Here is a 19,648-nt window from a genome sequence, read left to right as displayed (position 1 = left end):
TCCCCGGCCGCCGTGTCCCGGCCTCCCCGATGGGGGGAAAGCGCCTGCGGACGGCGCCCGGTGCGGCACCATGGTGCCGTGGACGCCGAGCAGATCTCGATGCTGCGCGAGGTGCTGTCCGCCACGGGCTGGCTGGACCGGACGACCGAGTTCGGCCGCGCGCTGCGGGTCACCTCGCGGACGCCCGGCGGGCTGCTGCTGGTCGGCACGCCCGGCGGCGACCCGTGGCACCTCGCCGCGCACCTCGACGACGAGAGCCGGCTCGGCGCCGCGCCCGGGCTGGCCCCGACGCTGGTGCGCTGGTCCCCGCCGCCCGGCGCGCCCGCGCACCTCGCCGTCGGGCTGGACCGGCTGGAGGCGGCGCGGCGCGGGGAGACGGTGTTCGTCGTCGCCGAGGAGGACGCGCCCGTCCCGCTGCTGGAGCGCGTGGACGACGCCCGCCGCACCGGCGCGACCGTCCTGGCCCTCGAAGGCGGGGACCGGGAGCTGCGGGGGCTCGCGCACGAGGCGCTGACCGTCCCGCCGGAGGAGGCGCTGCTGTCGTTCGACGGCGCCCAGCACCTGGTCAGCGCCGCGGCGGGCGAGGAGCGGGCGCGCGACCGCCCCGGCCTGCGCGCCCGCCTCGCCCGCCTCCTCGAGACCGTCACCGGGCCCACCGTCGACTGACGCGCGCCGCGTCGCCGCCGGCGGCGCCGGCGCCCGTTCAGTCCTCGTTCTGGCGGCGCCAGGCTTCGTTGCGCTCGCGGGCGAGGGAGAGGGCGTTCGCGGCGGCGCCCTCGGAGTCGTAGGGGCCCATCCGGTCCTTGTTGGGGCAGCCGGGGCCGTGCTCCACCTTCATGTGCTTGAGGCAGAACCACCAGTCGCCGTCAGTGCCTTTCACGGGCGCTCCTCTCGACGTCAACGGAAGCACGGGATTCGTGCCCCGGTCGCGCTGACTACACTCCTTTACCATGACGACCCAGCTTCTCCGGCCCGGCAATGTCTCTCCGCTGCGGAAAGTGCCCGCGCACATCCCACGCCCGGAGTACGTCGGGAAGAAGAAGCCCAAGACGGGCGAGCCGGACGTCAAATCGCCCGAGACCATCGAGAAGATGCGGGTCGCGGGAAAGATCGCGGCGCAGGCGCTCGAGGAGGTCGGCAAGCAGGTCCGGCCCGGGATCACGACGGACGAACTCGACCGGATCGGGCACGAGTTCATGCTCGACCACGGCGCGTACCCGTCCACGCTCGGCTACCGGGGCTTCCCGAAGTCGCTGTGCACCTCGATCAACGAGGTGATCTGCCACGGGATCCCGGACGACACGGTGCTGCGCGACGGCGACATCATCAACGTCGACATCACCGCGTTCATCGGCGGGGTGCACGGCGACACCGACGCGACGTTCCTGTGCGGCGACGTGCCCGAGGAGTCGCGGCTGCTGGTGGAGCGCACCCGGGAGGCGATGATGCGGGGCATCCGCGCCGCCAGGCCGGGACGGGCGCTGAACGTGATCGGCCGGGTCATCGAGTCGTACGCGAAGCGGTTCGGGTACGGGGTGGTGCGCGACTTCACCGGGCACGGGATCGGGACGACGTTCCACTCGGGCCTGGTCGTGCCGCACTACGACGACCCGGGCGCGACCACGCTGATCGAGCCGGGGATGACGTTCACGATCGAGCCGATGCTCACGCTGGGGAGCTTCGACTACGACATGTGGGACGACGGCTGGACGGTCGTCACGAAGGACCGCAAGCGGACGGCCCAGTTCGAGCACACGATCCTGATCACCGACGACGGCAACGAAATCCTCACCCTGCCGTGAGGCTCCGCGCCGCCTGAGCGTCCCATCGCCTAGAGTCGGACCAACGAGTCGGATCAACGTCGCACCCGTCGCACCCGGCCCCGGGAGACTCCTGGATGAACGAGCCAGCGCCGTACGAGTCGAGGGTTCCGTCCGACAGCATGCCGCCGGGACGGGCGGCGCTGAGCGTGACGTGGGCGGCGCTGCCGTTCCTGACGCTCGGGTACGCGACCCCGTTCACGTTCGCGGCGGCCGCGCTGTGGCGGCGGAACCTGCACCTGCTCGTGTCGTCGGGCGTGTACATCGGCGTCTTCGCGCTGATGCTGTACCTGCTGCCCGACCTCGGGGGCGACGACGGGACGCAGCGGACCGTGGGCCTGCTGATGTTCGTGCTCGCGGTCATCGGGTGCGGGCACGCGTTCGTGATCCGGCGGCGGGTGTTCGACCCGCACGGGCTGTCGGGCGTCGACAACGCGGCCGTGGTGGAGCGGGTGAAGCGGCGGCGGCTGCTGCGGGAGAAGGCGCGCGAGCTGGCCGCGACCGACCCGGGGCTGGCGAAGGAGCTGCGGATCGGCCGTCCGGACCTGCCGCGCCAGTACAACGACGGCGGCCTCGTCGACGTCAACCACGCGCCGGCGAAGGCGCTGACGCTGCTGCCGGGGATCACGCCGGAGCTGGCGGGGCGGATCGAGCGGGTGCGGGCGGAGACGGGCGGGTTCATGTCCGCGGAGGAGCTGTCGGCGGTGGCGGGGCTGCCGCCCGACCTGACCGGCGACCTGACCGACTACGCCGTCTTCATCCGCTGACGCCGGGTATGCAGGGGGCGTGAGCCCCAGCAAGCCGAAGAAGTCGAAGAAGCCAAGGGACGCGGACGCCGCGGGCGGGGACCGGCTCGCCGAGTACCGGGGCAGGCGCGACGCCGGGCGCACCCCCGAGCCCGTCCCCGGCGAGGGGCCGCTGCCGCGCGGGGACGACGACACGTTCGTCGTCCAGGAGCACCATGCGAGCAGCCTGCACTGGGACCTGCGGTTCGAGCGGGACGGGGTGCTGGTGTCGTGGGCGGTGCCGAAGGGCCTGCCGTGGAGCCCCGACACGAACCACCTCGCGGTGCATACGGAGGACCATCCGCTGGAGTACGCGGCGTTCGAGGGCGAGATCCCGAAGGACGAGTACGGCGGCGGCGAGGTGACGATCTGGGATCGCGGCACCTACGAGACCGAGAAGTGGAGCGACCGCGAGGTCAAGGTCGTCGTGCACGGCTCGCGGGTGTCGGGCCGGTACGTGCTGTTCCGCACGCGCGGCGACGACTGGATGATCCACCGGATGGACCCGCCCGCCGACCCGGACGCCGAGCCGCTGCCGGAGTCGCTGCCGCCGATGCGCCCGGTGCGGCGGGCGCGGCTGCCCCGCGCGCGGGACGAGTGGGCGTTCGAGTTCGCGTGGGGCGGGCGGCGGCTGCTGGCGTACGTCGAGGGCGGCCGGGCGCGGTTCACCGACGGCGCCGGGCGCGCCGTGGCCGGGCCGGCCCGCGCGGGCACCCGGCTGGGCGCCGGGCTGGGCGCCCGCCCGGCGGTGCTGGACGGGGAGCTGGCCGTCGTCGAGGGCCGCGAGACGTACATGATCTACGACGTGCCGCACCTGGACGGGCGTCCGCTGCTGGACGTCCCGTACCGGGAGCGCCGCGAGCGGCTGGACGGCCTCGGGCTGGCGGGCGCGGGGTGGCAGACGGCACCGTGGTTTCCGGGGGACGGCGGCCCGGTGCGGGAGGCCGCGGCCGCGCAGGGGCTCCCCGGGGTCCTCGCCAAGCGGCTCGACTCCGCCTACCTGCCGGGCGAGGAGTCGGACGCGTGGCGGTTCGTCCCGTCGCCCGGCCGGTAGGCGCCGGGGGGAACCGCCGGTCCCCGTCCCGCATCAAACGGACGTAGCACCCGCTTCGGCGCGTCGCCGCAGAAAACGATCAAGAGCGGGCTAGAGTCCGCCCCGGGACGGCGGATGCGGAAGGCGGGGTAACGGCTCATGATGGGCAGGACGCACGCCCTGAGCGGCGCGCTGGCGTGGCTCGCGATCGTTCCGGTGATCGGCCGGGAGGACTGGATCGGCGACTACGCCGTCACCCTGTCGGTCGAGCAGGTCGCCGCCGGCGCGGTGGTCTGCGCGGGCGCCGCGCTCCTGCCCGACATCGACCACCACAACGGGCGCATCGCGAACACCTTCGGCCCGATCACCAAGAAGATGTGCAAGTGGATCGGGAAGGCGTCGGGCGGGCACCGGCAGGCGACCCACTCGCTGCTGTTCGCGGTCGGCATGGGCCTCGCGATGGACCTGCTCGCCACCCACGTCGTGTACGCCTGGTGGGCCTGCCTGTTCATGATCGTCGGCTTGGGGCTGCGCGGCGTCGGCCTCGACTTCGAGGGCAAGGAGCCGCAGTCGGCGCTCGCGGACTGCGCGCTCGCCGCCATCGCCGTGTGGCTGATGCACGACCTCGACATGAGCTTCGTCGGGTTCGCGGTCGGGCTCGGCTGCTTCGCGCACGTCGTCGGCGACTGCCTGACGCCCCGCGGCTGCCCGGTGCTGTGGCCGGCGCCCTGGCGGACGTCCGTCCCGCTGATCCCCCGCACCGACGGGAAGGTCGAACGGTGGGTCGTCATGCCGGTGCTCAGCGTGGGCATCGCGATCCTGGCCGTCCGGTCGATCCTCGGGGACACCGCGGTCACCTGGATGACGTCGAGCTGACCCGCGGCTCGGCGAGCAGGTCGGCGTAGTCGGAGCAGGCCAGGACGCCCCAGCCGCGGTCGTCCCCGCGCGGCGGCGCGTCCCGCAGCTTCACCTCCCCGACGCCGGGGATCGCCTCGCCCGTGCACGCGATCTGGGCCAGTGCCGGGAGCGTCCAGTTGCGCAGGGCCCGCCGCGAGCCCGGCTCCACGACCAGCACGCCGTTCACGATCCTGGCGGTGAGCGGCACATCGACCTCGGTGCGCAGGCCGCGCGCACGCTCGCGCTCGGTGGGCCGCACGCTCAGTTGCGTGACGGGCAGATCGGGGAGGCCGGGCAGCCCGGGACGCGTGACGGCCGCGAGCTTCCCGCTCCGGTCCACCAGGTAGAGGGCGATCGCGTCGGCCCGGCCGTCGGCCGCGGGTTTGCCGCCCGCGTCGACGATGCCGGTGGGCCGGATGCCGCAGCCGGCGGCGAGGACGGCCGCGGCGAGCGCGAGCGCGGTGATCCGTCTCATGGTCGCTCCGCACGCTCCTCGTCGTGTCCGGCCGGCAGCCACAGGACGAACACCGCTCCCCCGGCCGTGCCGTTCCGGGCCTCCAGGGTTCCGCCGTGCAGGCGGGCGTTCTCCCTGGCGATCGACAGGCCGAGACCGCTGCCCTCGCTGGCGGCGCGGGCGGCGTCCGCCTTGACGAACCGGTCGAAGATCGCGTCGTCGAGTCCGGCGGGGAGGCCCGGGCCGTGGTCGGTGACGGTGACCTCGACGCCGGCCCGCCCGTCCCGCGCCCGCGGACCGTACCGGACGGCGACCGGCGGGCGGCCGTGCGCGAGCGCGTTCCCGACCAGGTTCGCCAGGACGACGTCGAAGCGGCGGGGGTCGAGGCGGGCGGACAGTCCGTCCGGCCCGGCCACGGCGGCCTCGTCCCGCCAGCCCCGCGCGTCCAGGGCGTCCGCGACGGCCTCGGCGACGTCGACGTCGTCGAGGACGAGCGCGGCGGCGCCCGCGTCGAACCGGCTGATCTCGATCAGGTGCTCGACGAGCCGCCCGAGCCGCCGGGTCTCCGCCGCGACCAGCCGCGCCGCCCGTCCGTCCTCGGGCGCGGCGCCGGGCGCGGCGGCGGCGTCCTCCGCGAGCATGCCCGTCAGCGCGACCATCGACGTCAGCGGGGTGCGCAGCTCGTGCGACACGTCGGCGACGAACCGGCGGGACGCCGCGTCCATCGCGCGCAGCTCGGTGACCGTGCGTTCCAGCGCCTCGGCCGTCCCGTTGAACGTGCGGGCCAGGTCGGCGAGCTCGTCGCGGCCCCGCACGTCCACCCGCGTGTCCAGGTCCCCCGCGCCGAGGGCGCGGGCGGCGGCGCCGAGCCGCCGCACCGGGCGCAGCACGCCGCGGGTGGCGAGCAGCGCGAGGACGAGCGCGCCGGCGAGCGCGGCGCCGTCGGCGATCAGCAGCGCGCGGGAGAACAGGCGCAGGTCGTCGGCCTCCCGGCCGAGGTCCACCGAGACGAAGACCATCGGCGGGGTCGTCCGCTCCGGTTCCGTCACCGTCGTGCGGTAGCCGGTGGGGTGCGCGCCGACCAGCAGGTAGGGGTCGCCGTCCCGGACGATCCGCCGGTACACCGTGCCGTGCAGGGCGCGCCGCGCGAACTCCTCGGTGACGGGCACGTGGAGCACGCCCGGGTCCGGGACGGTGACCGGGCCGGCGGGCCGCACGGCGACGGCGACGGCCCGGCGGACGTTCGGTGCCCCCGCCTCCGAGGCCGCGACCGCATCGGTGTCGCCCGATCCGGTGGAGCCCGTCGCGGTGACACCGACGACCCGCCGTGTGCCGGGATCACCGGTCAGCGCGGCGACGAGCCGTTCCCCGACCAGGTGCTCCGCGTCGGGCGGCAGCTCGACCGGGACCTGCTGCGCGAGCGTCCGCCGCACGTCCGCCAGCGCCGCGTCCTGCGCGCGGTCCAGCACCATGCGCCGGTACAGGACGTAGGAGATGCCGGACGCGAGGACGGACGCCAGCAGCGCGACCGCGAGGAACGCCGCGGCGAGCCGCGCCCGGAGCCCGGTGAGCGGCCGGAGCGCGCGGACGGTCACGGCGCCGCGAACCGGTAGCCGAACCCGCGGACGGTCTCGATCAGCCGGGGGTCGGCGGGGTCGTCCTCGATCTTGGCGCGGACGCGCTGGACGCAGGCGTCCACGAGGCGGGAGTCGCCCGGGTAGGTGTGCTCCCAGACGGCGGCCAGCAGGTGGCGGCGGGTCAGCGCGTGCCCCGGGCGCCGCGCGAGTTCCAGCAGCAGCCGCAGCTCGGTGGGGGTGAGCCGCAGGTCCGTCCCGGCCTTGGTGACCCGGAGGGACGTGCGGTCGATCACGAGGTCGCCGTGGACGGAGCGGTCGAGCCCGCCCTGCTCGGCGCGGCGGAGGACGGCGCGGATGCGGGCGTCCAGCACGCGCGGCTCCACGGGCTTGATCACGTAGTCGTCCGCGCCCGCCTCCAGGCCGAGGACGACGTCGAGGTCGTCGCCCCGCGCGGTCAGCAGGATCACCGGCAGCGTGTCGTCGCGCCGGATCCGGCGGCACACCTCGATGCCGTCGATGCCCGGGAGCATCACGTCCAGGATCGCGATCTCGGGGCGCAGGGCGCGCAGCGCGCCGAGGCCGTCCTCGCCGGTCGCGCGGGCCGTCACGCCGTGCCCCTGGCGGGTCAGCGCCATCTCCAGCCCGGCGCGGGCGGACGGGTCGTCCTCGACCAGAAGGATCTTCGCCACCCGGTCATTATCGGCCGACGAGCAGGGCCTCCCGGTCCATGTCACAAGATCCGGACATTTCCCGGACAAGATCACGACAGTGCGCCGGAAGCGTGGCCGGCATGACGTCCCTGACCGATGCCCGGCCCGCCGCCCCGCCCGTCCCGCGCCCGGACGGACGCCGGCGCGCCCTGATCTGGCTGCTCGTGTTCGGCTTCCTCGCGCAGGTGAGCGCGCGGCTGTGGTTCGCGCGCGGGCGCACCGGGCCCGCCGCGAACCCGGACGAGACCGGCTACCTCGTCGCGGCGCGGTGGCTCGCGGGCGGACCGGGCGGCGACCTGTCCGGGTTCACCTTCTACCAGGGCGGCTACCCGCTGCTGCTGGCGCCCGCGTACTGGTTCTCGCGCGATCCCGCGACGGTCTACACCATCGTCATGGTGATCAACGCGGTCGCCGGGGCGGCGCTGTTCCCGCTCGGGTACGCGGCGGCGCGGCGGCTCGGGCTCGGCCCCGGCGCGGCGCTGCCGGTGTCGTTCGGCGCCGCGCTGCTGCCCGCCTCGGCGTTCTTCGGCGCGTTCGCGCTGACGGACGCGGTGCTGCCCGCGCTCGTCCTCGGCTGGCTGCTGGCGCTCGACCGGTTCGCCCGGCACGGCCGCGTGCCGGACGCCGTCCTCGCGAGCCTCGCCGTGGCGTACGCGTCGGCCGTCCACACGCGCGGGACGGTGCTGCTCGCCGTCCACCTCGCGGCGCTGGCCGCCCTCCTCGTCCTGCGGCGCGGCGGGCGCGGGGCGGCGGCCGGGCTCGCCGTCGCCGCGGCCGGGTACGCGCTCGGCGCGGCGGGCAACGCGCTGCTGCGGGACGCGCTGTACCCGGGCGGCGCGCGCGACCTCGGGGGCGTCCTCGCCGACCGGCTCACCACGCCGGACGGGCAGGCGTGGGCGCTGTCGGGCGCGGCCGGGCAGGTCTGGTACTCGATCGTCTCGACATGGGGGCTGGCGGGCGTCGGGCTGGCGGCGGTCGCGGCGGTCCTCGTCCGGCGCCGGACGCCGGCGCCGGACCGGGTCACGGCGGCCGCGGCGCTCGCCGCCGTCTGCGGCGTCGCGTACGCGGCGTCGGCCGCGCTGCCGGACGAGCACCGCGTGGGCAACTTCGCGTACGGGCGCTACCTGGCGTGCACGGCGACGGTGTTCGCGCTGGTGGGCGCGGCGACCCTGCTGAGGGCGCGGCCCCGGCGGGCCGCGGGCGCCGCGGCGGGCGCGGTCGTCCTCCTCGCCGGGACGGCGCTGTGGGTCGGCGGGTACGCGGGCGAGCGGCTGCGCACCCACGCGTTCATCGGGTTCGACTTCCCCGAGGTCATGTTCCTCACCCGGGACCGCGCCGCGCTGGACCTCGCGGAGGCGTCGCTCGCGGCGGGTGCGCTGCTCGCCGCCCTCGCCGTGCTCGCCCGGCTGCGGCGTCCGGCCGTCCTCGCCGGGCTCGCGCTCGCCGCGACGAACCTGGCCGCGCTGGTGTTCCTCTTCGGGCCCGCGCCCGAGCGCGTCCGCCCCGCGCCGCCGCTGCCGGGGCCGGCGGCGGGCGGGGTCGCCGCCGACCGGTCCCTGCACTGGGCGGTCACGGTGCGGCTGCGGCATCCCGTGTGGTGGACGGCCGTCGGCTCCTTCGACGCGCGGCGCGGCCGGCCGCCCGCGCCCGGCGTCTGCACGGTCGTCGTGCCGATGCCGGACGGGACGGCCCCCGCGCGCACGTGGCCGACGCGCCCGCCCGGCTGGCGGCCCCTCGGGTCCGGGAGCGCCCACGGCATCGGGTGGACGAGCTGGCACGCCCCGTCCTGCGGGTGACGGGCGGCAGGCCCGGCGGGGCCCGGCGGGCTCAGAACCGGGTGACCAGCGCGATGCGGTCGTGGTCGACGAGGAAGCCGTCGGAGACGAACGTCACCTCGCCGCCGTACTCCAGCGTCGTCTCGATGACGTGGTCGACCGCGTCGTCCACGACGTCGGCGCCGTGCAGCACGCCGGGGCGGCCGTCCACCGGGACCAGCCCGCCGTCGGCGCGGATCGCGGGCGCGTAGTAGCCGCGCTCGACCACGAGGTGCTCGCCGCGGCCCTGCTCGACGAGCCGCACCACGTCGCAGAGCCCGGCGCCGTACCGGTCGATGCCGCGCGCCGCCTCCAGCTCGGCCAGCACCCCGACCTCGCGGAGGTCCTCGTAGGCGGCCAGCGCGGGGCGGGCCGCCTCGATCAGCGTGCTCGGCGAGGCGCCCTCCAGGCTGCCGTCCACCCGTCCGGCCACCCGGACGTGCGGCCCGGCGACCTCGTCGAAGAACGCCTGGTGGCGGGTGACGCCGGCGACGATCAGCGGACGGTCGTCGCGGGCGAGCACCCGGTCGAGCGCGGCGGCGACGTCGCGCATCGCCCGCCGCTGCGGCTCGTCCCCCGAGCCGGCGGCGCGGCGCGACCGGTGCCCGGACGCGACCTCGTCGCGCGGCTCCGGCTCGACCGGGAAACCGCCCGCGGTGCGCTCGGTCAGCCCGTCGCCGCGGCCGTCCCACAGCCGGGTGCGCTGGTCGGACAGCGTGAGCAGCCAGTAGCGCGGCGTCCGGGTGTAGGCGGCGACGAGGTCGCGGGTGGCGAAGCCGCTGTCCACGATCACCCGTTCGTCGACCGGCTGGTCGATCGCGAACGCGTGGTGCTCGCCGTCCGGCGCGGCGAACAGGACGAGGCCGTCCGCGGCGTGCCGCAGGTCCACCTCGCCCGCCGCCCGTTCGAGGCCGCGCACGACATGGTCGGCGGCGTCGGCCGGGACGCGGTCGTCGGCGTACAGCCGGCGGCGCGCCTCGGCCAGCAGGTTCCGCAGCCGGATGGGGTCCTGCCGGTTGCCCGGAGCGGCCCGGTGGGTCGGCATCAGCACCGACACCGCCGGGTAGGCGCGGGGCTTGCGCAGTTCGGCGAGAGTGACAGCGTCCATGATCCCCCGATCATCGGTCATCGCACTAGATGACTCTTTTGTAACGATTCGGGGGTAAATCAAGCGTAAGGGGCGGTTGAGTTTCCGGCAGCGCGTCGAACGTCACACCGCCCGCCGTCACACCACCCGCCGTTACACCGCCCGCCGTCACACCGCCCGCCGTAACAGCGCCGGGTGGAGGCGCCGGCTCAGCCCGGCGAGATGAACCCCGTCTCGTAGGCGAAGATGACCGCCTGCGTGCGGTCCCGGGCCTGCAGCTTCGCGAGGACGTTCCCGACGTGCGTCTTCACCGTCTGCGGGCTCACGAACAGCTCCCCCGCGATCTCGGCGTTCGACCGCCCCTTCGCCATCAGCCGCAGGACGTCCGACTCCCGCTCGGTGAGCCGCTCGTGCCAGCGCGCGCCGCCCGGCCCGCCGCCGCGGGCCGCGCCGTGCTCGGCGGCCAGCGCGCGGATCGCGGCCGGGAACAGCAGGGTGTCGCCGTGCACCACCATCCGGATCGCCTGCAGGATCTCCTCCGGGCGCGTCCGCTTGAGCAGGAACCCGTGGGCGCCCGCCTTGAGCGCGTCGTAGACGTACTCGTCGTTCTCGAACGTGGTGACGACGATGATCCGCGGCGGCTCGGCCATCGCCGACAGCAGGTGCCGGGTCGCCTGGATGCCGTCGAGCTCCGGCATCCGCACGTCCATCAGGACGACGTCGGGCCCCAGCCGGGACACCTGCCCCGGCACCTCGGACCCGTCGGACGCCTCCCCGACCACGGTCAGGTCCTCTTCGGCCTCGATGATGGCGGCGAGCCCGGCCCGGATCAGCCGCTCGTCGTCGACCAGCAGCACCTTGATCGTCATGTCCCGGACCTTAGCGGCAGCGACACCCGGAAGCACCAGCGTCCGCCGTCCGGGCCCGCGCTCATCTCGCCGCGCAGCACGGTGACGCGCTCGCGGACGCCGCCGAGGCCGCGGCCGCCGCCGTGGTCGGCGCCGGCGCCGCCCGCCGCGCCCAGCGGATTGCTCATCTCCATCTCGAGCCGCTCCCCGGCGACGCCGAGGCGGAGCCGCACCGGCACCTTCCCCGCGTGCCGCAGCGCGTTCGTCAGCCCCTCCTGGACGATCCGGTACGCCTCCCGGGACACGGCGGCGGGCACCGCCTCGATCTCCGGGTCGACCCGCGCGTCCAGCGTCACCCCGGCGATCCGCGTCTGCTCCAGCAGCCGCCCGAGGTCCTTCAGCGTCGCCTGCGGCGCCGACCGGGACGGGTCCTCGCGCAGCAGCCCCAGCACGTGGTCGAGGTCCTCCAGGGCGGCGCGGGCCGACTCCTCGATCGCCGACAGGGCCTCCCGCGCGAACGCGGGGTCGCTGTCCAGGACGCGGCCCGCCGCGCCCGCCTGCAGCGTCACCACGCTCAGCGCGTGCCCGACCGAGTCGTGCAGCTCCCGGGCCAGCCGGTTCCGCTCGGCCAGCTTGACCGCGCGGGCCTCCGCCGCGGCGAGCCGCTCGGCGGACGACGGGCCGAGGAACACCGGCGCGAACCGCGACAGCAGCGCGCCCGCCGCGACGATCAGCGCGAGCAGCACCGCCATCGACGCCAGGCCGATCAGCGGGCCCGGCCACTGCGGCCAGTCGCCGCGCCAGCCCCAGGCGGCGAGGAACTGCTCGTCCCAGGTCACGGCGGGCGCGAGGACGGCCACGACGGCGAACGGCGGCACGGCCAGGCTCAGCCCGCTGATCACCACGCCGACCGCCAGGTGCAGCGCGAACCAGGCGGCCGTGCGGGTGCGGCTCTCCCACGAGCGCGCGGGGCCCGGCTCGAGGTCCTTCGCCGGCCCCTCGAGCAGCTCCCGGGCCAGGGACGTCTCCAGCATCCGCACCGTCGGGACGAGCCCGGTGACGAACGTCGCCGCCGTCGGCAGGACGACGAGCGCCAGCACGAAGGTGACGTACGGGTTCCGGATCGGGATCAGCGGGGTGAGCGAGGCCGACAGGAACCAGTACGGCATCAGCAGCGCGCCGCCCACCACGAGGTGGGACCAGCGCCGCCAGGTGGTCCGCCGAACCAGCGGACGCAGCACACCGATCACACGTCGATCCTGGCAGAAGCCGGTGCGCGGCTCCTCCCCCGCGCGGGGGAGGCCCCGGCCGGGGTCAGGTGCCGCCGGGCCGGGCGCCGCCGGGCCGGGCGCCGCCGCCCTCCTCCGCGATCCGGTCGCGCTCGGCGAGCTTGGCGAGGCGCGCGTTGTAGGCGGCCAGTTCGTCGTCCTCCGCGGGCACCCCGGCCGCGGCGCCCGCCTTCGCGGCGCGGTCGGCCCTGCGGTCCATCCGGCGGGCCTGCCGCTGGTCGTCGGAGTACCACTGGACCGCCAGGACGATCAGGACGATGAACGTCGGGATCTCCCCGAACGCCCACGCGATCGCCCCGCCGGTGTGCTGGTCCTGCAGCAGGGTCGTCCCCCACGGCGGGTCCACCGCGTTGTACCAGCCCTCGGCGATCGGCTTGCCCAGGTTCATCAGGGCGATGCCGAAGAACGCGTGGAACGGCATCGTGACGAACAGCAGCAGCAGCCGTCCCGGGTAGGGCAGCCGCTTGGGCGCCGGGTCCACGCCGAGCAGCACCCAGAAGAACAGGAACCCGGCGAGGAGGAAGTGGACGGTCATCCCGATGTGGCCGAGGTGGTTCTGCATCAGCGACTGGAACAGCGGCGTGAAGTACAGCGCGAACGTGCTCGCCACGAAGATGATCGTCGCGGTGGCCGGGTGCGCGATGAACGCCGAGTACCGGCTGTGCAGCAGCGCGGTCAGCCACTCGCGCGGGCCCCGGTCGCCGCGGATCCGCGCGGGCTTCAGCGCGCGCAGCGCCAGCGTGATCGGCGCCCCCACGACCAGGAAGATCGGGGTGAGCATGTTCAGGGTCATGTGCTGCGCCATGTGCACGCTGAACAGGATCGACGCGTACCGGGCGACGCCCGTCTGGGTGGCGAGCACGATCGACAGCACGCCGACCAGCCAGAAGACCGTCCGCCACAGCGGCCAGGAGTCGCCGCGGCGGCGCAGCCGCACCACGCCCGCGAGGTACACGCCGGCGAGCACCGCGGCCAGCGCGGCGAAGAACAGGTCGAACCACCACAGCGTCGCGAGGCGTCCCGCGGTGATCGGCGGCGGCATCTCGTAGCCGAGCAGGGTCCGGACGGCGCTCTCGGTGCCGGTCGGCGCGGGCGGCGCGGTGCTCGCCAGCGCGACGGCGAGGCCCATCGTGCCCGCCATGACGGCGGCCTCGACGCCGGCGAGCCGCGCGAACGCCCGGGCCCGCGCGGCGCGCGGGCCGCGCTCCTGCAGCGCGGGCACCGTCCGCTCCCGGTGCCACCAGCCGAACCAGCCCAGCGCGGCGAACGCGACGATCTTGGCGAGGGCGAGCCGGCCGTAGTTCGTCGTCACCAGCTCGGCGGGGTCGGGCATCCGCGCGACGACGTTCATCATCCCGCTGGCGCCGACGACGATGTAGCACCACAGCGCCATCCGGCTGAACCGCTCGGCCATGACCGGCAGCCGCTCCCGGCGCAGCAGGGCGTGCGCGACGAGGACGCCGAGGCCGCCGACCCACGGCGCGACGGCCGCGACGTGCAGCGCGACGCCGGTCACCGCGATCGCGTGGTTGGCGGAGGACGCCGAGTGCCCGGTGAGCGGCGCGGGCAGGAGCGCGACGGCGGCCATGGCGAGCAGCCCGATCGCGGCGGCGGGCGTGGCGGTGGTGCGGGCGAGCAGCGCGACGACGACCGCCAGCAGCACCACGATCATCAGCGCGGTGCCCTGCTCCAGCGACCCGACGTAGCTGCTCAGCTCGCTGCCGGTGATCACCTGCCCGACCGGCTGCCCCAGCACGTCCGAGACGGTGAACACCAGCGTGGCGGCCGCGGCGGCGGCCCACCCGGCGGCGAGCCACGACGCGGCCCGCAGGTAGCCGATCGCGTCCTTCGACAGCGTGCCGGTGCCCGCGCCCGCCGCCTTGCCCCGCCGGGTCTCCAGCGGCAGCAGGACGGCCGCCGCCAGCAGTGTCCCGATCGTGAGCGCGGACGCGACGTCCATGGCGGTGCGGGAGACCGGCAGGCCCCACCGGGTGAGGGTCCCGGCGGTCGCGATCCCCGGGATGATCTGCTCGGCGGCGGCGCCGCCGGCGACCAGCGCGACGGCGAGCACGCCCAGGCCCGCGGCGACGGCGATCGCGGCGGTCCGCACCAGCGCGGGCACGCCGCCGCGCGCGTCCTCCCCGGCGCTCATCGCGGGCCGCCCTTCCCCTGCCCGCGGGTGTGCCCGCGCGCCGCGCGGGACACGATCGCGAGGCCGATGCCGACGCCGATCAGCACGCCGACACCGATGATCACCGCGACGACCACGCCGGACGATCCGGAGTCCTTCTCCGCGGCGGCGGGCTCCGCCCGTGCCGGCACGACCGCCTCGGGCGGGCCCATGCTCCGAGTGACGGCGGCCCCGGCCCCGGCCCCGCCTCCGATGGTCGTGGCCGCGGTGGCGGCGGCCGCCGACGCGCCCCCGCCGGGGGTGCCGTCCACCGGGCGGGTGTGGGCGAGGGCGGGACCGGCGGCGAGGACGCCGAGGGCGGCGGCGACGGCCGCGACCAGGCCGATCCGGGCCGCCGCCGTGCGGCGGCGCCGGGGCGTGCGGGGATTGCGGAGCTTCATGGGGTGCCGGGATCTCCAGGAGAGCGACAGGGCTCCGTCTACCCTACTTACGGTCCGCCGCTGCCCTTACTGGCCCCGCTCGGCGCCCCGGCCGCCCACTCGCCGGGGCCGGCTCAGTCGCAGGGGCAGCAGCAGTCGCACTTGCAGCACCGGCAGTCGGCGCAGACGTCGCCGCAGGTGTTGCCGTCGTCGCAGTGGCGGGTCACCCAGAACCGGTCGTCGAACCGCTTCCCGTGGTACTTGCTCCACTCGGGCTGCCAGATGCCGCACGTCGCGCACACCAGCGAGCCGGTGAAGCACGGGATCGGCAGCGGCGGGCGCTTGCGGCGCGGCCCGCCCCCGTGGCCGCCGCCCCAGCCGCCGCCACCACCACCGCCGCCGTAGCCGCCGTTCCCGTGGCCGCCGCCGTGACCGGCACCGCCGCCGGCGTAGGGCGGGTGGCCCGGCTGCCCGTAGGGCTGCTGCGGGTGCCCCTGATGCGGCGGGTGCGGCGGGTAGGGGCCGCCGTGCGGCGGCGGGCCGCCCGGCGCGGGCGGGTAGGCGGCGAAGACGCGGTCGACGGAGCGGCCGACCTCGCGGTTCAGCAGCGCGTTCACCAGGGCGGGCCGCTCCAGTTCGAGCTCGGCGAGCGCCAGCCGCAGCCCGTGCAGGGCGTCGTCGGCGAGGCGCCGCGCCTCGGCGGGGCCGGTGCCGGTGGCGACGAGGGGGTTGTACGCGCCGGACGCGAGGTCGTCGCCGACGTCCTCGACGGCGTCGATCAGGTGCGCGAGGCGGCCGAAGAAGCGGCCCGCCTCCGCGAGGGACTCGGCGTTGCCCTCCCGCCCCGCGAGGACGGCCGTGTGCGCGAACACGGCCGCGACGGCGGTCTCGGTCGGCTCGGTGACGTCGAGCAGCCCGAGTCCGGACTCGGCCTCCAGCAGCGGCTGCCGCGCGACGGCGTCCCGCAGGACGGACGCGTCGAAGCCGATGCCCGCGCCGGTGCGGCCGCCCGCGGCGTCCCACCGGTCGGCCAGCCGGCCCGCCGCCGCCGCGACGGTCCGCCGCGCGTAGGCGCCGTCGCCGTCGGCGACGTGGTCGCGGGTGCGGCCCGCCGCGAGCAGCAGCGAGGTCGCCGCGGCGAGCCGGGCGCCCTCCGCGCGGGCCGCGACGACCTCGGCGCGGCGCAGGCCGCGCAGCGCGCACGGACCGGCCGTCCGGCGCGGGGACGCCTCCGGCGCCTGCGCCTCCACGAGGACGGAGACGAGCAGCCCGTCATAGTTCGTGACGAGCCGCGCCGCCTGCCCGTGCCGGGCGCGCAGCGTCAGGCAGAGGCCGCACAGGTGCGCCATCCAGTCCTTGAACAGGGACCCGCACAGCACGTGCCTGCACGGGCGAACCACACCGAACAACGATGAACCTCCAGCGACCCGGGGAAACCTTCCTCTCCGACGCCCCGGCGATCGGAACGGTTCAAACCGCGCCCGCGGCTACACCCCGGCGCAGGTCAGGGCGCGGCGGTACGCGGCCATCCGGGACTCGTCGGCCGGGCCGGTCTCGGCGAGCACCTCCGCGAGGTCGAACCACGCCTGCGCCGCCTCCCGGGACGCCTCCATCTGCTCCAGGCAGGTGGCGGCGCGGGTGAGCGCCTCGGTCGCGCGCTCGCGCCGGCCGAGCTTCAGGCACGCCTCCCCGAGGACGGTCAGCGCCCCGGCGGCCGCGCGGCGCGGGGCGTCCCCGAGCAGGTCCAGGGCCTCCTCGGCGAGCCGCACCGCCTCCGCCGGACGGCCGAGGACGGTCTCGGCGCGGGCCAGCTCGGTCAGGCACCAGGCGACGTCGATCTCCCCGGCGGCGCCGACGCCGCCGTCGCCGCGGACCCGGACCAGCAGGTCGCGGGCGCGGGCCGCCTGGTCCGGGCGGGCGCGCAGCAGCAGGCCCGCGTAGCTGACCCGGATCCGGTCGAGGTCGCGGGGGTCCTCGCCGTCTCCGGCCAGCATCAGCGCCCGCTCGGCGAGCTCCACGCCCTCCTCGTAGGCGCCGCGGATCTCGGCGACGTAGGCGGCCTCGCCGTAGGCGAGCATCCGGGCGCGCGGGCTGCCGATCCGCTCGGCGCGCTCGACGAGCTGCTCGGCGAGCTGCCGGGCCCGGACGAGGTCGCCGCGCTCGACGAACGCGGCGAGCAGCGCCGCGCCGAGGTGCACGGCGGCGTCGGTGGCGTCGGCGCCGGTCGCGATGAGGTGCCGCAGCGCGCCCTCGGCGGCCTGCACGCCGGCGCCGGCGTCGCCGCGCTCGCGCAGGCAGCGGCTCAGCGCGACGTGCACGCGGGCCCAGTGGTCGAGGTCGTCCTCGGCGGAGACCTCCTCGGCGAGCGCGACGAGCCCGGCGATCGCGTCCTCCAGCTCGCCGGCGGCCTCCAGCGCCAGCGCGTGGCCCCAGCGGGCCTGGTGCAGCATCTCCGGCAGCGCGACGGCGTCGGCGTTGGCCAGCACCTCGGCGTACCGGGCGCGGGCCTCCTCCGCAGCGCCGTTGCGCAGCGCGATCTCGGCGTAGTCGAGGGTGACGCGCAGCTCGTCCACGACGTCCTCGCTGACCCCGCTGACCAGGTACGTCGCCGAGCAGTTCAGCTTCGCGGCGAGCAGCTCGACCACGCTCGGCGCGGGCACCCGCTTGTCGCTCTCGATCAGCGAGATGTAGCTGTCGGACAGTTCGGGGAAGGCGAGCTGCGCCTGGCTGACGCCCTGCCTGATCCGCAGGGCGCGGATGCGCTGCCCGAGTGTCTCGCGATCCATCGTGTGACCACCGCCTACAGGGTTCTCGCCGGCTGCGTCGCGCGCAGGGCGAGGAAGAAGTCGACTCGATCTTCCAGTGTGCCGAGGTCCCGGCCGGTCAGGTCCTCGATTCGCCGGATTCGGTACCGAAGCGTGTTCACATGGACGTGCAACCGCGTCGCCGTCCGGCTCCAGGAGCCGGAGCAGGCGAGGAACACCTCGAGGGTGTGCAGCAGTTCGGCGCGCCGGGCGCTGTCGTACTCCTCGAGGGGGCCGAGCATCCGGTCCCGGAAGGAGCAGCGGGTCCGCTCGGATACCTCCGCCAGCAGCAGCGCGTAGGTGTCGGGGTTCACCGTGCCCATCGACTCTGGCATTCGCACCAGGGCAGGCTATAGCGCAGCAAAGCCGTCACGCAGCGCAGTCCCGTTCCGCGCCGCCGGAACTTCACGGCGCGGCGGCCTCCGCTCCGGTGGTGCCGCCGCCCGGCCCGCGGGCCGGGGCGGCTACCCTGTGCTCGCCCTTTTCGAGATGACGCCGCTGGAGGCTGAGCCCGCGCCATGTCCGATTCTCCTGCCGCAAAGGCCGACGATTCACCGCCCACGGGCGGGCGCGGGCCGCTGGATCGGTTCTTCGACCTCACCGGGCGCGGGACGAGCGTCGCCCGCGAGCTGCGCGGCGGCGTCACCACGTTCTTCGCGATGGCCTACATCATCCTGCTGAACCCGATCATCCTCGGCGGGGCGAAGGACGTCACCGGGGCGACGCTGTCGATCCCGCAGCTCACCACGATGACCGCGCTGTCGGCGGCGGTCACGACCGTGCTGATGGGCCTGGTCGGCAACGCGCCGCTCGCGCTGGCGGCCGGCCTCGGCATCAACGCGGTCGTCGCGTTCCAGGCGGCGCCGGTGATGACCTGGGAGCAGGCGATGGGCCTGGTGGTCATCGAGGGCGTGATCATCGTGATCCTCGCGCTCACCGGGATCCGCGAGCGGATCATGAACGCGATCCCGCTGGCGCTCAAGCACGCGATCGCGGTCGGCATCGGCGCGTTCATCGCGCTGGTGGGCCTGTACGACTCGCACTTCATCAGCTCCAGCGAGACGAGCCCGCCGCTGGCGCTCGGCACCGGCGGGCGGCTGGAGACGTGGCCGACCGTGGTGTTCGGCCTGACGCTGCTGCTGATGATCGTCCTGTACGTCCGGCGGGTGCCCGGCGGCCTCCTGATCAGCATCGTGCTCGGGACGGTCGTCGCGGTGGTCATCGAGGCGAACGCGACGATCGCCGAGGGCGGCTGGGGCGTCGTCACCCCGACCATGCCGGACGAGCTGTTCGCCGTGCCGGACTTCTCGCTGTTCGGGCAGGTCGACGTGTTCGGCGGGTTCGCCGAGGCCGGAGTGATCACCGCGCTGGTCGTCCTGTTCACGCTGGTGCTGTCGGGCTTCTTCGACGCGATGGGGACGATCCTCGGCGTCAGCGACGAGGCCGGGCTGGTGTCGGAGCGCGGCGACGTCCCGCGGCTCGGCCGCATCCTGTCGGTGGACGGCGTGTCCGCCGCGTTCGGCGGCGTGACCAGCTCGTCGGCCAACACGGTGTTCGTGGAGTCGGCCGCGGGCGTCGGCGAGGGCGCCCGGACGGGCCTGGCCAACATCGCGACCGGCGGGCTGTTCGCCGTCACGCTGTTCCTGACCCCGCTCGCCGCGGTGGTGCCCGCGCAGGCCGCGGCGCCCGCGCTGGTGGTCGTCGGCGCGCTGATGATGATGCAGGTCGCCAAGGTCGACTGGGACGACCTCGAACTCGTCATCCCCGCGTTCCTGACGATCGTGCTGATGCCGTTCACGTTCTCGATCACCATCGGGATCGGCGGCGGCATGGTCGCCTACGCGGTCATCAAGGTCGCCAAGGGCAAGGCGCGCGAGGTGTCGGTGTGGCTGTGGCCCGTGGTGGTCCTGTTCCTGCTGTTCTTCGCAATCCACCCCATAGAGACCTGGCTGGGCGTCCGCTGACGCCGGAAGGCCGTAC

At 75.4% G+C, this 19,648-nt stretch carries 18 protein-coding genes and 1 pseudogene; 7 read left to right on the top strand and 12 right to left on the bottom strand.

Features of this window, described 5'->3' with window-relative positions:
• Positions 1-99: 99 nt before the first annotated feature.
• Positions 100-666: a hypothetical protein gene (locus H505_RS0135035; RefSeq protein WP_034521551.1), complete on the top strand. Its 567-nt coding sequence runs from the start codon at positions 100-102 to the stop codon at positions 664-666.
• Positions 667-703: 37 nt separating this feature from the next.
• Here H505_RS0135035 and H505_RS50405 read toward each other — a convergent pair whose 3' ends face one another.
• Complete coding sequence (locus H505_RS50405; RefSeq protein ID WP_157433249.1) at positions 704-880, bottom strand: hypothetical protein; 177 nt, start codon at positions 878-880, stop codon at positions 704-706.
• 70 nt (positions 881-950) lie between these two features.
• On the opposite strand from H505_RS50405, the gene map reads away from it, so the two are divergent.
• The 4 genes from map (at position 951) to H505_RS0135010 (ending at position 4,514) form a co-directional block, all read left to right on the top strand.
• The gene (map, locus tag H505_RS0135025) at positions 951-1,802 is read left to right on the top strand and encodes a type I methionyl aminopeptidase (RefSeq protein WP_051301511.1); all 852 of its coding nucleotides are present in this window, start codon (positions 951-953) and stop codon (positions 1,800-1,802) included.
• Positions 1,803-1,897: 95 nt separating this feature from the next.
• Positions 1,898-2,587 carry a ComEA family DNA-binding protein gene (locus tag H505_RS0135020; protein WP_026405659.1) on the top strand — a complete coding sequence of 230 codons (690 nt, stop codon included), beginning with the start codon at positions 1,898-1,900 and terminating at the stop codon, positions 2,585-2,587.
• Positions 2,588-2,606: 19 nt separating this feature from the next.
• Complete coding sequence (locus H505_RS46440; protein WP_034521311.1) at positions 2,607-3,659, top strand: DNA polymerase ligase N-terminal domain-containing protein; 1,053 nt, start codon at positions 2,607-2,609, stop codon at positions 3,657-3,659.
• Positions 3,660-3,797: 138 nt separating this feature from the next.
• Positions 3,798-4,514, top strand: a complete 717-nt coding sequence (locus H505_RS0135010; RefSeq protein ID WP_026405658.1) for a metal-dependent hydrolase — start codon at positions 3,798-3,800, stop codon at positions 4,512-4,514.
• On the opposite strand, the gene H505_RS48370 is transcribed toward H505_RS0135010, so the two are convergent.
• Genes H505_RS48370 through H505_RS0134995 form a run of 3 tightly spaced genes read right to left on the bottom strand, consistent with a single transcriptional unit; the run spans position 4,492 to position 7,255 of the window.
• Positions 4,492-5,010 (bottom strand): hypothetical protein, encoded by a 519-nt coding sequence (locus H505_RS48370; RefSeq protein ID WP_051301510.1) that lies wholly within the window; start codon positions 5,008-5,010, stop codon positions 4,492-4,494. The genes H505_RS0135010 and H505_RS48370 overlap by 23 nt on opposite strands.
• On the bottom strand, positions 5,007-6,584 hold the full coding sequence (locus H505_RS46430; RefSeq protein WP_034521309.1) for a sensor histidine kinase: 1,578 nt from the start codon (positions 6,582-6,584) through the stop codon (positions 5,007-5,009). Before H505_RS46430 ends, H505_RS48370 begins: the two co-directional genes overlap by 4 nt.
• Positions 6,581-7,255 carry a response regulator transcription factor gene (locus tag H505_RS0134995; protein WP_026405657.1) on the bottom strand — a complete coding sequence of 225 codons (675 nt, stop codon included), beginning with the start codon at positions 7,253-7,255 and terminating at the stop codon, positions 6,581-6,583. Before H505_RS0134995 ends, H505_RS46430 begins: the two co-directional genes overlap by 4 nt.
• Before the next feature lie 101 nt (positions 7,256-7,356).
• On the opposite strand from H505_RS0134995, the gene H505_RS46425 reads away from it, so the two are divergent.
• A complete protein-coding gene (locus H505_RS46425; protein WP_157433248.1) occupies positions 7,357-9,072 on the top strand; it encodes a hypothetical protein in 1,716 nt (571 codons plus the stop codon).
• A 31-nt stretch (positions 9,073-9,103) separates the two neighbouring features.
• Here H505_RS46425 and H505_RS0134985 read toward each other — a convergent pair whose 3' ends face one another.
• The 8 genes and pseudogenes from H505_RS0134985 to H505_RS0134950 all read right to left on the bottom strand — a co-directional run.
• The gene (locus H505_RS0134985) at positions 9,104-10,198 is read right to left on the bottom strand and encodes a baeRF3 domain-containing protein (protein WP_026405656.1); all 1,095 of its coding nucleotides are present in this window, start codon (positions 10,196-10,198) and stop codon (positions 9,104-9,106) included.
• A 188-nt stretch (positions 10,199-10,386) separates the two neighbouring features.
• Positions 10,387-11,046, bottom strand: coding sequence for a response regulator transcription factor (locus H505_RS0134980; protein ID WP_026405655.1), 660 nt, complete (start codon positions 11,044-11,046; stop codon positions 10,387-10,389).
• On the bottom strand, positions 11,043-12,275 hold the full coding sequence (locus tag H505_RS0134975; RefSeq protein WP_245592711.1) for a sensor histidine kinase: 1,233 nt from the start codon (positions 12,273-12,275) through the stop codon (positions 11,043-11,045). The genes H505_RS0134980 and H505_RS0134975 overlap by 4 nt, the downstream gene beginning before the upstream one ends.
• Before the next feature lie 64 nt (positions 12,276-12,339).
• On the bottom strand, positions 12,340-14,466 hold the full coding sequence (locus tag H505_RS46420; RefSeq protein WP_034521307.1) for a bifunctional copper resistance protein CopD/cytochrome c oxidase assembly protein: 2,127 nt from the start codon (positions 14,464-14,466) through the stop codon (positions 12,340-12,342).
• Positions 14,463-14,885, bottom strand: a complete 423-nt coding sequence (locus H505_RS0134965) for a hypothetical protein (protein ID WP_026405653.1) — start codon at positions 14,883-14,885, stop codon at positions 14,463-14,465. Before H505_RS0134965 ends, H505_RS46420 begins: the two co-directional genes overlap by 4 nt.
• A gap of 113 nt (positions 14,886-14,998) precedes the next feature.
• The gene (locus H505_RS46415; protein WP_341849588.1) at positions 14,999-16,264 is read right to left on the bottom strand and encodes a DUF5685 family protein; all 1,266 of its coding nucleotides are present in this window, start codon (positions 16,262-16,264) and stop codon (positions 14,999-15,001) included.
• Between the two features lie 87 nt (positions 16,265-16,351).
• Positions 16,352-17,650: a helix-turn-helix domain-containing protein gene (locus tag H505_RS0134955; protein ID WP_026405652.1), complete on the bottom strand. Its 1,299-nt coding sequence runs from the start codon at positions 17,648-17,650 to the stop codon at positions 16,352-16,354.
• Positions 17,651-17,664: 14 nt separating this feature from the next.
• Positions 17,665-17,973, bottom strand: a pseudogene (locus H505_RS0134950) (PucR family transcriptional regulator); the annotation flags it as partial.
• Positions 17,974-18,186: 213 nt separating this feature from the next.
• Between H505_RS0134950 and H505_RS0134945 the strand changes: the two are divergent.
• Positions 18,187-19,632 carry an NCS2 family permease gene (locus H505_RS0134945; protein WP_051301507.1) on the top strand — a complete coding sequence of 482 codons (1,446 nt, stop codon included), beginning with the start codon at positions 18,187-18,189 and terminating at the stop codon, positions 19,630-19,632.
• The last annotated feature ends 16 nt before the right edge of the window (positions 19,633-19,648 follow it).

Origin of the sequence: Actinomadura rifamycini DSM 43936, assembly GCF_000425065.1 — a bacterium.
Lineage (GTDB): Bacteria > Actinomycetota > Actinomycetes > Streptosporangiales > Streptosporangiaceae > Spirillospora > Spirillospora rifamycini.
The sequence above is the reverse complement of the archived record's forward strand: the minus strand, read 5'-3'. Positions and strand labels throughout refer to the sequence as shown.

Coding starts and splice junctions, on each gene's coding strand:
- H505_RS0134965 (WP_026405653.1), bottom strand. CDS start 14,885: ATGAAGCTCCGCAATCCCCGCACGCCCCGGCGCCGCCGCACGGCGGCG.
- H505_RS46420 (WP_034521307.1), bottom strand. CDS start 14,466: ATGAGCGCCGGGGAGGACGCGCGCGGCGGCGTGCCCGCGCTGGTGCGG.
- H505_RS0135035 (WP_034521551.1), top strand. CDS start 100: ATGCTGCGCGAGGTGCTGTCCGCCACGGGCTGGCTGGACCGGACGACC.
- H505_RS0135020 (WP_026405659.1), top strand. CDS start 1,898: ATGAACGAGCCAGCGCCGTACGAGTCGAGGGTTCCGTCCGACAGCATG.
- H505_RS0134980 (WP_026405655.1), bottom strand. CDS start 11,046: ATGACGATCAAGGTGCTGCTGGTCGACGACGAGCGGCTGATCCGGGCC.
- H505_RS0134955 (WP_026405652.1), bottom strand. CDS start 17,650: ATGGATCGCGAGACACTCGGGCAGCGCATCCGCGCCCTGCGGATCAGG.
- H505_RS0135010 (WP_026405658.1), top strand. CDS start 3,798: ATGATGGGCAGGACGCACGCCCTGAGCGGCGCGCTGGCGTGGCTCGCG.
- H505_RS46425 (WP_157433248.1), top strand. CDS start 7,357: ATGACGTCCCTGACCGATGCCCGGCCCGCCGCCCCGCCCGTCCCGCGC.
- H505_RS0134985 (WP_026405656.1), bottom strand. CDS start 10,198: ATGGACGCTGTCACTCTCGCCGAACTGCGCAAGCCCCGCGCCTACCCG.
- H505_RS48370 (WP_051301510.1), bottom strand. CDS start 5,010: ATGAGACGGATCACCGCGCTCGCGCTCGCCGCGGCCGTCCTCGCCGCC.
- H505_RS0134945 (WP_051301507.1), top strand. CDS start 18,187: ATGTCCGATTCTCCTGCCGCAAAGGCCGACGATTCACCGCCCACGGGC.
- map (WP_051301511.1), top strand. CDS start 951: ATGACGACCCAGCTTCTCCGGCCCGGCAATGTCTCTCCGCTGCGGAAA.